Origin of the sequence: Shewanella eurypsychrophilus (assembly GCF_007004545.3) — a bacterium.
Taxonomy (GTDB): Bacteria; Pseudomonadota; Gammaproteobacteria; order Enterobacterales; family Shewanellaceae; genus Shewanella; species Shewanella eurypsychrophilus.
This window is the reverse complement of the sequence record NZ_CP045503.2, coordinates 5,762,025-5,774,859: the sequence shown is the minus strand read 5'-3', so window position 1 is coordinate 5,774,859 and position 12,835 is coordinate 5,762,025. Positions and strand designations below refer to the sequence as shown.

General features: G+C 43.9%; 12 protein-coding genes. 8 read left to right on the top strand and 4 right to left on the bottom strand.

What is annotated here, in order from left to right; translation table 11 throughout:
* Positions 1-133 precede the first annotated feature (133 nt).
* The 5 genes from FM038_RS24890 to FM038_RS24870 all read left to right on the top strand — a co-directional run bounded on the left by FM038_RS24890 (position 134) and on the right by FM038_RS24870 (position 6,096).
* Positions 134-1,180: a hypothetical protein gene (locus FM038_RS24890; RefSeq protein WP_142873314.1), complete on the top strand. Its 1,047-nt coding sequence runs from the start codon at positions 134-136 to the stop codon at positions 1,178-1,180.
* Between the two features lie 283 nt (positions 1,181-1,463).
* Complete coding sequence (locus FM038_RS24885) at positions 1,464-1,934, top strand: NlpC/P60 family protein (protein ID WP_223292967.1); 471 nt, start codon at positions 1,464-1,466, stop codon at positions 1,932-1,934.
* A gap of 184 nt (positions 1,935-2,118) precedes the next feature.
* Positions 2,119-2,652 (top strand): molybdopterin adenylyltransferase, encoded by a 534-nt coding sequence (gene mog / locus FM038_RS24880; protein ID WP_142873315.1) that lies wholly within the window; start codon positions 2,119-2,121, stop codon positions 2,650-2,652.
* Between the two features lie 364 nt (positions 2,653-3,016).
* Positions 3,017-4,675, top strand: a complete 1,659-nt coding sequence (locus tag FM038_RS24875) for a methyl-accepting chemotaxis protein (protein WP_142873316.1) — start codon at positions 3,017-3,019, stop codon at positions 4,673-4,675.
* A 407-nt stretch (positions 4,676-5,082) separates the two neighbouring features.
* Positions 5,083-6,096: a GlxA family transcriptional regulator gene (locus tag FM038_RS24870; RefSeq protein WP_142873318.1), complete on the top strand. Its 1,014-nt coding sequence runs from the start codon at positions 5,083-5,085 to the stop codon at positions 6,094-6,096.
* Between the two features lie 73 nt (positions 6,097-6,169).
* On the opposite strand, the gene FM038_RS24865 is transcribed toward FM038_RS24870, so the two are convergent.
* The 4 genes from FM038_RS24865 to FM038_RS24850 form a co-directional block, all read right to left on the bottom strand.
* Entirely contained in the window at positions 6,170-6,406 is a 237-nt protein-coding gene (locus tag FM038_RS24865) for a hypothetical protein (RefSeq protein WP_142873319.1), read from the bottom strand.
* A 74-nt stretch (positions 6,407-6,480) separates the two neighbouring features.
* Complete coding sequence (locus FM038_RS24860; protein WP_142873566.1) at positions 6,481-7,641, bottom strand: ABC transporter permease; 1,161 nt, start codon at positions 7,639-7,641, stop codon at positions 6,481-6,483.
* 76 nt (positions 7,642-7,717) lie between these two features.
* Positions 7,718-8,452: an ABC transporter ATP-binding protein gene (locus FM038_RS24855; RefSeq protein ID WP_142873320.1), complete on the bottom strand. Its 735-nt coding sequence runs from the start codon at positions 8,450-8,452 to the stop codon at positions 7,718-7,720.
* On the bottom strand, positions 8,445-9,983 hold the full coding sequence (locus FM038_RS24850) for an alpha/beta hydrolase (RefSeq protein WP_223292966.1): 1,539 nt from the start codon (positions 9,981-9,983) through the stop codon (positions 8,445-8,447). Before FM038_RS24850 ends, FM038_RS24855 begins: the two co-directional genes overlap by 8 nt.
* A gap of 160 nt (positions 9,984-10,143) precedes the next feature.
* Here FM038_RS24850 and FM038_RS24845 point away from each other — a divergent pair, with 160 nt between their 5' ends.
* From FM038_RS24845 to FM038_RS24835, 3 genes are read left to right on the top strand one after another with little or no spacing between them, the layout of a single operon-like run.
* Positions 10,144-10,512, top strand: a complete 369-nt coding sequence (locus FM038_RS24845; RefSeq protein WP_142873322.1) for a GntR family transcriptional regulator — start codon at positions 10,144-10,146, stop codon at positions 10,510-10,512.
* Positions 10,513-10,543: 31 nt separating this feature from the next.
* On the top strand, positions 10,544-11,401 hold the full coding sequence (locus tag FM038_RS24840) for an ABC transporter ATP-binding protein (RefSeq protein ID WP_142873323.1): 858 nt from the start codon (positions 10,544-10,546) through the stop codon (positions 11,399-11,401).
* Positions 11,398-12,717 (top strand): hypothetical protein, encoded by a 1,320-nt coding sequence (locus tag FM038_RS24835; RefSeq protein WP_142873324.1) that lies wholly within the window; start codon positions 11,398-11,400, stop codon positions 12,715-12,717. The genes FM038_RS24840 and FM038_RS24835 overlap by 4 nt, the downstream gene beginning before the upstream one ends.
* Positions 12,718-12,835 lie beyond the last annotated feature (118 nt).

Sequence of the window (12,835 nt, the reverse complement as noted above, 5' to 3'; positions counted from 1 at the left end):
CTCTATCTCTATAGCTAGAATATATAAAGCTCGGTGAACCTGCCAAGGAATTATAATTATGCCTTTACCTTGTTGTTAAACGTATTTTGATCACAGAAAAAATAGATTTGGACAAGTAGGATATCAAAATTACTTGTATACACAGAATGGTAGCACGATAAAAAAAATACTTTATATTTATAGGGGGGTTATTGAGTTTTCAATTGTTTTTTTTCTTTTCTCATTTTCACTATGGCAAGAGCTAATTGGTGGTACCTCTGAGTTAGCCATTTTTTTTAGTGTAACAATTAAGTTTCTTGCCTATGTCAGTCCTTTGCTTATGATCTTAGTGCTTTTTATCGCTATGATTCATCATGGTCTCACAAAAATAACTCCTAACAGTAATCTGCCTATAAGAGATAAGTATCAAACAACACTTTTTACTGGCTTGTTATCAACAGTGATGGGGGCTTCAAATATCCACCTGATCCTTAAACCTGTATTGAGCCAATGCTCTTACAAGCAAAGGTTTTGCATTTTAACGATAGGTTTTTGCTCGTCAGGAGGCTTAACCTGCTTAATTTTTTGTGCTTTAGGTTATCCTTTCATGCACTTACTGCTAGTTTCTACTGTTCTTCCAATTATCGCAGCGCTGTTACTACCATGTATATTAGGATCAGACCCTAAAGCACTACCTATAAGTTGGCACATTGATAGCAAAAGCTTTAAAGAAAGGCTAAAGATGTATTTTATTGGAGGTTACAAAATAATTTTCAATCGTGCTGCATTGATTGCTATTTTTGAAGTGATTGGATATTTTTTTAAGGACACGCTTTATGCCATTTTTAAATCACTAGAATACTTTTTGGTTAGTTGGTTTCAGCTTATCGGATTCTTTGAACAAACGAGTATTATTTTGGCTGAGTTTTGGCTATTAAAAACGGTAAGTAGTCGTGATTTATCAATGATAAAGCTTGCTGAGTCAGATTACTTTCTAACAATGACAGCTGGAGAACAACTGTCAACGGTATTTATTATTCTCAATATTGCTTGCTTAAGCGCTTTGTGTTCTATCACATTAAATTTAATGGCGTTATTGGGGAGGGACAGCTCTTCCACCATAAAATTAATTCCCGCTGCATTCGTCACCAGTATTCTGATTTCACACGGTATCGCAATGTTTATTTTGCTTTTTCATTAATGTGCTCATCGTTTTATATGGTACATAAACCTATGCTATTTCTCTGTAGAGACACATTCATTTGATAGGGCTTTAATCAGTTAAATACGCCAACACTCTGCTAAATAATTAAAACCAATGCTTGGTTATAGTAAATTTAGGGAATGTTTCTTATTTCCTACTCACCTCCAAGTATTCCAAGAGGGGACATATCATACTGACTTCACCTTCTGTTAATCTCTAGAGTGCTAAAATAGGGGCTCACAATTATTTTCGTTTAACGTCACATGTCCCGAGGCCTGCCTTGTTTAGATCTATTTTCTGCATCTCTATTTTTGTTATTTTAGTGGGGTGTTCGAACCAACCTACTGAAGACTTCAATAAAGGCTCTGCTAGCAATCAGCATTTACACGGCTTAGAAGAGAAGTTGATGGCTTACCATAGCGAGTGGAAAGGTACGCCCTATCGTTATGGTGGCATGAGTAAGCGAGGCGTAGATTGCTCCGGTTTTGTTGTATTGGCTTATAAGAATATTCTAGGGATAAACCTACCCCGTACGACGATTGAACAGAAAGGTGTAGGCCATAAGATTGCTAAGCAAAACTTAAAGACCGGTGACCTAGTATTCTTCAAAACCGGATGGTCGACGCGTCATGTGGGCATCTACTTGAGTGATTCTAAGTTTTTACATGCCTCAACGAGCCAAGGTGTGATGATATCTCGGTTAGATAACAGCTATTGGCAGAGTAAATATTGGCTTTCTAGAGGCTTGTAGCTGCTTTATCGGCAGCTTGAATTCACTCGTTCACAGCTGAAGTTGTTAGCTAGCGGCCTTTTTAGCGATAGAGAGGATAATTATCAAGTTTAACTCTATCTGTTTATGCTACTTTATAGCCCATATTGAGCTGAGTGATTAGCTCTGAAGCCTGAATTGCCTACTTGATGTAGAGGAAAAGATAATGAGCAAAGCAAAAATCGGTATTGTTACCGTCAGTGATAGAGCCAGTGCTGGTGTCTATGAAGATCTTTCTGGTAAAGCGATTATTGATGTTCTAAACGAATACCTTACTTCTGAATGGGAGCCTGTTTATGAGGTGATCCCCGATGAAGCTGATGTCATCTCTGCAACACTCATTAAGATGGCTGATGAGCAAAACTGTAGCCTAATCGTGACAACGGGTGGAACAGGCCCAGCTAAGCGTGATGTGACACCTGAGGCTACGGAAGCTGTTTGTGATCGTATGATGCCTGGCTTTGGCGAATTGATGCGCGCCGAGTCATTGAAGTTTGTACCCACTGCGATTCTTTCACGTCAGACAGCGGGTCTGCGTGGTGATACTTTGATCGTTAACTTGCCAGGCAAGCCTAAGTCGATTCGTGAGTGTCTTGATGCTGTGTTCCCTGCTATTCCTTACTGCATCGATCTCATGGACGGTCCATTTTTAGAATGTGACGAATCAGTGATCAAGCCTTTCCGTCCAAAAGCTAAGTAATCTGATTTTAAAGTAAGCAACGAGCGCGTCTAGATGCGCGCTCTATCTCCCCCTGCTATTCCTTACTGCATCGATTTCATAGACGGTCCATTTTTAGAATGCGACGAGTTAGTAATTAAGCCGTTTAGGCCTAAAGCTAAGTAATCTAACTTTAAAGAAAGCAACGAGCGTGTCTAGATGCGCTCTCTATCTCCCCCAGCCATTCCATACAGTATCGATTTGATGGATATTTTTACATTTTTTCACAACTTTTTATCCTTTTCGCATAAATTAGCAGCTCCTTCTATACGTCATTTGTTTTACTCTTAAGGATCAAATGATGGCCTATACTTTTTAGGTTAATATCAGTAACTAGGAGTGATAAATGGAGTTTTTATCTTCATGGAGCATCAAACGTAAATTGATGGCTGTGATGTTAGTGTTCGGACTCGCTGGAATGACTATTCTGCTTGATGTCATAGTGAACACTAATTTTGTGGCGGATAAGTTCAATGAATACGATCAAGCTGGTGTGAGTAGCCAGAAGTATGTCTTATCCATTAGCCGTGATATGAATTATGTCTCCCGATTATCCAGAAGCATCATGCTAGGGGATGATTTTAGTAAAAACTATTCACTTCTCGATACCCGGATCAGAGATATTTATAGCCATTTTGATCATCTTGAAGAGTCACTCAATCTTATTTCAGATTCGAATGCCAGAAGTCGTCTCAGTCAACTTGCTGCAAATTCTAAGCAGGCCACAAAAACCTTTTTAGAAGATGGCCGCACACGTATGTTGCAGCTTAAGTCTGTCGACCGAACGCCAGAAGTGCTGCAAGCAGCATGGGCATCTTATCGAACAGGAGCAAGTCCTTTTGCTAACAAGGCAAGAAGTAGTTTTAAAGAGTTAGTTAACGCCGAAGAGGCTGCCAGAAGCGAAGTACAACAAGCTGCAATCGTCTCTATGTCTGATATGAAACAGCAGCTTATTATCATTACCATTGCTTCGTTTGTGATTGGTGGACTGATCCTGTTTTTTGTTGCTCGTACAATTTTAAATTCTCTTAGTAGTTTAACTCGCTCTATTGATGATATTGAACGTAACTCAGATTTGACACAACGTACTCAAGTTACCAGCAAGGACGAGTTTGCAGCCCTCTCAAATGCATTCAATTTGATGTTGGATAAGTTTCAGACCAGCATTAACAGTGTGTCTAATACGTCTATGCAATTGGCTCAATCTGCCGAAGGCATGGCGCAGGTTACCTCGGTAACAGCAACTTCGGTACAAACTCAGAGGCATGAGCTGGATATGGTGGCTACTGCGATGAATGAGATGACAGCCACGGTTGTAGAGGTGGCTAAAAATGCTAATGATGCAGCTGATGCAGCTAACGAAACCGATAGTCAGTCTAAAGATGGTATGAAAGTCGTCAATAATACAGTGGATACGATTGTTGGTTTAGCGGCTGAGATAGAAAGTGCTGCGGAAGTAATACAAAACCTAGAAAAGGACAGCAATCAGATTGGTACCATTCTGGATGTTATTAAAGGTATTGCTCAGCAGACTAACTTACTGGCATTAAATGCCGCGATCGAAGCAGCAAGAGCCGGTGAGCAAGGTCGAGGTTTCGCCGTTGTCGCTGATGAAGTTCGAACGTTAGCAAGCAGAACCCAAGAGTCGACCGAAGAGATTCAGTCTATGATTGAGAAGCTACAGAGCGGTACTAAAGTGGCTGTAAATGTGATGTCAGATAGTCGAAAATATGCAGATGACAGCGTGAATCACGCAAAATCTGCTGGTGAAGCGCTGAAGATGATCACAGAGTCAATTGGTACAATAACTGAAATGAACACTCAGATTGCTACAGCAGCCGAAGAGCAATCGGCTGTATCTGAAGAGATTAACGCTAATATCGTCAATATTAGTCATGCTGCTGAAGAAGCTGCTGAAGGTGCTAACTCTACGTCAACCGAGAGTGAGAGATTAGCCGAGATGGCTAAAGAGCTGCAGCTTCTGGTTCAGCAATTTAAGCTTTAGTTATACGACCTAGCTAAACACCCTTCTTTATTATTTGGTAGGCACTATACCCGGTGAACATAAGTAAGCTGGGGATAGCGACCAAATGCGCAAAGATATTAGGCTCGGTGCTGAAATGTAGCCAAAATAGCAAAGCCCAGCTTATTCCTAGATAACTCAGACTCATCATCAGGTGCTTATTCGATTGTGACATTATCTACTCCTACGGTTTACTACCGATTGTGACTAGTACTGTTTTCTGAAAAATGATTAAGGTTGCTTTCAACCTCAGCATTAATTGCTATGGACTCAGTATAAAAACTAGACAAACTTCTCGAAAGTGTCATTATTGACAAAATAAGGGTTAAAAGTGACAATTTACTTTGATCATCACTTTGTTGTGATGATTGAACTTGAGGAGAGACTGCATGAAGAAGATCACAATACTGGCTGCTGGTAATGTCGTTGCTGGTGGTATTGTCAGCTTTCTGGATGTGTTCAGTTTCTGCAATGTCTATTGGCGACGCATGAACCCTGAGGCAACAGAAGATCTGTTTCATTGTCATGTGGTTTCATATGATGGCCAGCCGGTGAATACCAATCAGCATATTCAAATTCCTGCCATAGGCCTGGATAAACCCGAAGATATTCTGCAAGCCGATGCGGTTATTCTGGCGTCAGCCTTTGTGACTAGCAGAGAGGAGTTTCAAGCATACCTCAATGAGTTTGAACCTTTATTCGAGCCACTAAGAGTGTTTGCAGCCAGTGGTAAACCCGTGGCGGCTTATTGCTCCGGTACCTTGATGTTAGCCGCCTCTGGCTTGCTCAATGGCCACAGGGCAACGACCGTTTGGTGGTTAAGGGAGATGTTTGAGCGGAATTTTCCCGATGTGGATCTCTGTATGGATAAACTGGTTATTTCCGACGAACACTTTCATACCGCTGGGGCGACGACATCAAACCTGAGTCTGGCACTTCACCTGATTGGTATTCTTGCCGGTGAACAGATCGCCCATCAGATGGCCAAAATACTGTTAATCGACCCTAATAGAACCTCGCAGCAACCTTTCATGTCTATGGAGCTATCTGTTGGGGTGAGTAATCACAAAGATGAGTTGGTGTCTAAAATCCAAAACTGGATGCAGGCACACATAGGGCAGAGTTTCCTACTCGATGATATTGCCGATAAGTTTGCTGTGGGTAAGCGAACTATGATCAGGCGTTTTAAGAAGGCACTTAATGAGACGCCAGCTAGCTATATGCAGCGTTTGCGTGTTGATGAGGCTAAGCGATTACTCGAAACCACTGAACTGGCCCTAGAGCAGATCGTAGATAGAGTTGGCTACGAAGATGTGAGTTCATTTAGAAAGCTGTTTATTCAGCTGACAAGCTTATCGCCAAGGGCTTATAGAGAGAAGTTTAATACCCACAGCTGCTGCTAACTTTTTCTGTTGGCAGAGCCGTAGATCCCTGTTTTACCAGGGCGTGCAAGTCAGTAGTATTAAGTCGCATACATCAGAGTGAGTTAATCTGCTGCTTTAGGTCATAGCTGCCATCTGTGACTATCTTCTCGAGAGTCTGCACTCTGGATTCGAGATGACGATTCTGCTTACGTAGCAATTCCAATTCATCTTGGTTAATTTCCATCTTGGTTACTTTTCTAAGCCTGAGATACTGTTTAAAACCTTCGGTGAAGGTCACACTGGCAATTGCTACGATCATGATAACCATGATGATGAGTTCTTTTTCCATGACGTTTCTCCTTTTGATTAATACCAAGCGGTATAAGCCCGGTGCACGAACACCCCGGGCTCAACATTTCTTATCTATAAACCGAAAACTATCTTCTCGCTCTTGAGTGATCTTTCCATGCCAAAAGTGAGGCCTGCCGCTATGATTAATGTCGTTAACGATGACAGTAGTAGCTGCAACATAGGGATCTCTCGACCCTTGATAAAGGCGATTAATGCTTGCTGTTGGCCTGATACTGGCAGCCACTGCAAGGTGTCAGGTGCAATATTGTAGCTGGCAGCCATAGATAACATCATAGGGACTATCAAGACTAAAGTTAGGTAGGACTGCGCCTCTTTAAACGTCTTGGCCATAAAGGAAACAAACAGCTGTAAGCTGGCTGCCATCATGGCAATCGGCAAACCAATCAACATCATGAGTAAGATGAAGTCAGTGCTGATATTGACGGTAAATCCAAGTTCCTGCCAAGGTACAAAGGCATAGGAAATTTTGGACATAATCAGGGTTAACAGCAGGCCTAACATGGCAAATACCGTAACGGAAAACACCTTAGCTAACACTATGCTGCGGGTTGATACAGGATGGCTGAGTAGCAGAGATAACGAGTTACGTTCTCGCTCACCAGCACTGGTATCAATCGCTAAATTCATGCCTGAAATAAATACAGCATAAATCATGGTCATAGTGGCAACGCCTAAGATCACTCCGCCTTTCGAATCCGGCGTGGCCTGATCCTCAACATTTATCTTAATGGGTTGCACCACTCTTGGATCTATTCCTCTGGCTATCAGGCGTAAGCTGCCCATTTCTGCGCTATAGGTCTGTAGGTTACGTTCAAGGCGGCGGATTGAGTTTTGTAGTTTCTCGTTAGATTTATCGGCGATAAGCGTGATTTCGGCGCTCATACCTTTGGCCATCTGGGCGGCATAGTCATCACTGATCACTAAGCGAATATCTTTAACGTCCAGCTTGTCACCTTCATCATTGGTGCTTTGGCTATCGCCGTGGCTTATGCCTTGGCTTGAGAGATACTTGATAAGATCCGGTGCATTGTCAGCATTGTCTATCTTGATGTTGAGATCTTCCGGGCTCGACATCTGACCGATTAGCAACATAAACATGCCGCACATCATCAAAGGTGTACCGATAGCGTAATAGAGTCCAGCCATTACCGATCGCTTATCTCTCGCTGCATCGATAAGTTCCTTTCGAACCATAGTTATTATTTTGTTCATCATGCTGCGATTCCTCTAAAGCTTCCAGCTAACCAGCTCGGCCCATTCGAATCTCTATAATTGATTATCTTGTTCATCATGCTGCGATTCCTTCGTCTGTGCCGATTAGTTTGATGAAAGCATCCTCAAGTGACTCTTTGCCTGTCTGTTGGCATAGTTCATCCGGGCTACCGGTGGCAACGACTTTGCCGTCAGCCATCACTATTACCTGATCACACAGTGCGGCGACCTCTTGCATCACATGACTAGAGAAGAGCACGCAGTGACCTTGGTCCTTTAGTGCCTTGAGTAGATCTCTGAGCACGCGGGTACTCATCACATCCAGGCCTCGGGTTGGCTCATCGAGTATGATGTTTGTCGGCTGGTGGACGATGGCTTGAGCCAGAGCTGTCTTCATGCGTTGGCCCTGAGAGAAGCCTTTGCAGCGACGATCGGCGATATCATCCATATGCAGCTGGGTGAGTACTTTAGCGGTGGCAGTTTTAGCTTCTTTACGAGACAGGCCATTTAATTCTGCGAAATAACTAATGTATTCCCGCGGAGATAAGCGCTCATAAAGACCAAATGGATCGGGAAATAGCCCTAATTGTTGTTTGGCCTCAATCGGGAACTTAGACACATCGATACCATCGATTTCGGCTTTGCCTTCATCGGCCTGCAACAGACCAAAAACGGTTCTTAGACAAGTGGTTTTACCTGCGCCGTTTGGACCAAGCAGTCCGGTGATTTGGCCATCTTTAGCCTCGAAGCTAAGATTGTCGAGTGCCTGAACCTCGCAAATACGCTTTGATAGATTTGATACTTTAATCATGGCTCGCTCCTTGGGCTGCTGGTTTTACTTGTTGGTTTTCTTGCTCTGTAGAGGGAATCGCCTCAACCGTACTGGCATTGAGATAGAAGTTACGGCTGACATCTTTGTTGAGACACTCTCCATCTATCTCTTTTACGCTACCCGTTTCGACAAGCTCGGCAATAAGGTCATTAGCACAAGATTGATGGGCGACACCGTGAGTCGCATAGGGGGCGATAAAGTGTTGCGCATTGGTCAGTTTTTCCATGGCGAGTTCCCCCCAACTTGGTGGCGTAGCAGGGTCTAACTCACCGGATAGTACGAGTATGGGAATATCACTGCTAATGGGCGCTGAAAAGTCGGCAGCGACTGCTGGCATGTTCCAGATGGCGCAAGATTGCTCGAATGTCTTTATCATCTCAGAGCCGAAATAGGTGGAGTTAGCCGATTCCCGCTCTTCGGCTGTCATACGTTGCCAGTCTTCACCACAGATCACTGAGGCGTGCATGCCCATGGCAATACCTGTGCTATCTATAGTGAGGGAGTATAGGCCCATGATCGGTTGATAATTTTCTTTGGCAGCTTCACTGATTGCATGGGGAATAAGCGCTCGAACATTGGGCATATAAAGGGCCATTCTTATGGCACCCATAAATTTAGCGCGGGTCATGGTGAGCTGGGTTGCTTCGCCAGTTAATGGGTCGCGAACTTGGCTGATAACCGGAGCGATTGTGAGTTTGGCATCGACACTGTCTAAGTCAGCTTTAAGATTTGGAAATTGAGCACCACACAGTGAGCTGCTATTGCAATCTTTAATCAAGAGGTCGAAGGCGCGGCTGATAGCATTCCCTATAGCAAGCACACTTTGCTGCATAGGGACTACACCATCTATGGTAACTGTCGATAATACTTCTGGGTGGTGACGCAGGTATAGCTGAGCCATGCGTGTGCCGTAAGAGATGCCATAAACATGCAATTTTTGATAGCCAAGGTGTTTACGCACCGCTTCGAAATCGTTCAGCGCATTAAGGCTGCCATATTGGGTGACATCCGAATCAATAATTTTATCCAGACAGGCTTGAGTCTCTTCGGCAACATCGAAATCAGCTTCGTTGATCGCCAGTGCACTGTCGAAACCTTCACCTTCACAATTTAAAATGTTAGAGCGGCCAGTGCCACGCTGATCGATAAGTAGGATATCTCTTTTTTGACGTACCTTACTGAACATGCGGTTAAAGCCCGCAGCGTTGTCGATCGCTGATTGGCCAGGACCGCCAGCAATAGCGAGAAATGCTTGAGTATGGTCGCTATTTTTAATCCCTGGCAACACCACATAATGGATCTCAATCTGCTTTCCATCTGGCTTAGCTGGATTTTCGGCTACTGTGATAAAGCCGCAGTTGAGTTGTTCAGATAGACCATCCACATAACAGTGGCTTTCATTTTGGTGCGACTGTTGTGCATCCTGCTTGCTGCTATCTGAGTCGACAGATGCAAAGGCTGGCAGACTCAAAATAACGCTACTAACAAGTAACGTGCTAATCAATGTCATCAACGGCTTCCCTTTAATTGTATTGACGGCTTCTACTGCCTCGGACCTGTCTAGCTTTCCATACAACATGTTGCCAATTCCTTTGTTGAAAATTATTCAATCTATGTTAGATTATTACTGTATCGGTGTATCAATGTATTAATACAGTATCTAAAGGCTAATGTTAGAACTAATAAATGTCAACCCCAGTAGTGGCGAACCTATATATCGGCAGTTGAGCGAACAGATAGTGCGTTTGATTGTGGGTGGCCAACTAGAAACAGAACAAGTGCTGCCTTCGGTGCGGCAGATGGCTGAGCATCTTTCTGTGAACCCGATGACGGTATCCAGAGCGGTGCAGCAACTGGTTGAGCAAGGCTGGTTAGAGAGGCGACGTGGCCAACCGACACGGGTTGCAAAACGTGAACCGAGTGAGACCACCTCGAGTGCTCAGTTACTTAAGCCGGACGTCGACAATCTGTTGTCTCAGGCCAAACAGCTAGGAATAAGCCGAGATGAACTGATAAAGCTCATCGAAAGTTGTTGGTAGTGAAAACCAAATAAAACAAAGGATTGAACTGATGGATGTGAACCAAGCGCCGATTCTCGAGTTTAGCAAAGTGACTAAACGATTCTCAGCTAAGGCTACAGCCGATAAAACAGCGCTCAATGAACTGAGCATGTCGCTTTATCCTGGTATGGTTGTCGGCCTTTTGGGGCAAAATGGCGCTGGTAAGTCGACCTTGATGCGTTGTGCTCTGGGGATTATCGAGCCTAATTCTGGTTCAATTACCACTTTAGGTGAGCCAGTTCATCAACTGAGCTCTGCAGCTAAGGCGCAGATAGGTTATGTACCTCAGCAGCCTTTTGGCTATGAAGGTTTTAGTGTCTCACGCTCGCTAGAATTACACCGCAGCTTCTACCCTGAATGGGACCGAGCACTTGAAGATACCTGGCTAGAACGTTTCGATCTGGATCCAGCTCAGCAAGTACAACGCCTTTCGGTGGGTCAACGTCAGTCTCTCGCCTTGATCATGGCCATGGCCTATCGACCTAAGCTACTTATCTTAGATGAGCCTGTGGCCAGTTTAGATCCTATTGCTCGACGTAAATTTATGTCTGATCTGTTCGAGTTGGCATTAGATTCAGGCTCAGCTGTACTGTTTTCTTCGCATATCACCTCAGATTTAGAGCGTGTTGCCAGCCATCTAGCCCTGATGAAATCCGGTAAGTTGGTACTTTTTAAAGAGATGGATAGTGTCCGCGAACAGGTCAAATTATTGAGCCTAGGTGCCGATGATGAAGTGCCTGGCGATCTACATGTACTGAATCATCAGGGTAATAAAGTGCTGGTGGATAATTTTAATGCGGCAAAACACCAATCAATACACGCCGAATCGCTGAACCTCGAGCAGTTATTTATGGAGCTGCACCGATGAAGAGCGCCAATACTGATGTCGCAGTCGGCAGTGACGGTGTTACAGGCTTAACTCTACTCAAGCGCCGTCTGTCAGGTGTGACACGTTTCTGGTTTTTCGATCTCGGTAGTGCCAGCTTTATGGGTGTGGCTGTGCTTGCTCTATTGATGACGCTACCCAGTTTGGCATTTAACAAACCTCAGATTATCCCGCTGCTGTTAGGTTTGACTCAAGTCTCTGTGTCCGCAGCGGTAGCCTGGCAACTTAACCGATTGGCTGCGACTGAATGGTCGATACTCATTCCCGAGTACCGACAGAATATTCTGTTTCAAAGTGCTTTTATGTTATTGGCTTCATTTGCCATTGGTATGATGCTTTCTCTGATTGTGGGCAATGAAGGGGCATTTGTTCATCTTCTGTTAGCAACTGGACTCGGTCTGTTGTTTGTCTATATGTGCCAGATAAAGCCAGGTGTCTATTACCTGTCGATCTTACTCTACCTATGTTTGCTCTTTATGGAGTCGATTGCCTTATATCTATCGCAGGTCATGATTGCCATTCTGCTTGCCATAAACTTAGGCTTAGCTTGGGCATCGTGGCAAAAATCTTCGCGAAGTCATTGGCACCCAGATGCACGAACTGTCTATCTAAATGCTTTAGAAATGGGTGGGATATGGATACCAGCGGCTAAATCTTATCGGTTGATCTGTAAGCTCGAAGCATTCTTGCATCCGGTCAACTTCTTTATGGGCCCCTTGTTAGCCATGCTCATTCTGGTTATGCCGCTAATCACGCTCGGCATCGCTATTTTCTCTCAATTATTAGGCGTGCAGATCCCCGCACTATTTTTGCTGGTGCAGTTCAGCTGCGTAGCTTGCACTATGGTGCACTGGAGTCGAATTCAGCGCTGGCGAGCGGTAGAAACCTTGTTTATGCTACCGGGTTTTAGCGGTAAGCAAGGCATGATAGATGCGTTTAATCGTGCTCAATTTAAATTACTGATCTTGTTTACGCTCATAATGGGGCTGACTGCTGCCGTGATATCACTGTTTAATCCAGCGATAACATTGGCTATCTGGTCACACTTTGTTTTGAGCTCATTGTTTGGTTGTGGCTTCCTGCTAGGCGCTGGCAGCGCCTGTAAATCGGCACTACACCTGTCCACTACAATGTTGATAATTATTGCTCATTCTGCCTGGGTTTCTAGCTCTTTACGCATTATTTCCGAAGAAACCAGTGTTTGGCCTTGGTTAGCTGGAGATCTTGCTTTAGTTACCTTATCTAGTGTAACTCTATGGTGGGGAAGTAAAAAACTGTGGGATGGCGATCTGGTCTAACCACTTTCATTTAAAAAAAACTGTGGCTTACTTAGCAGAAACAGAGCTATTGCTCTTATTTTTCTTGAGCCATTCGCGTAAAATACCTTAAAAGAGGAACACCTGTACGCTAAAAAAG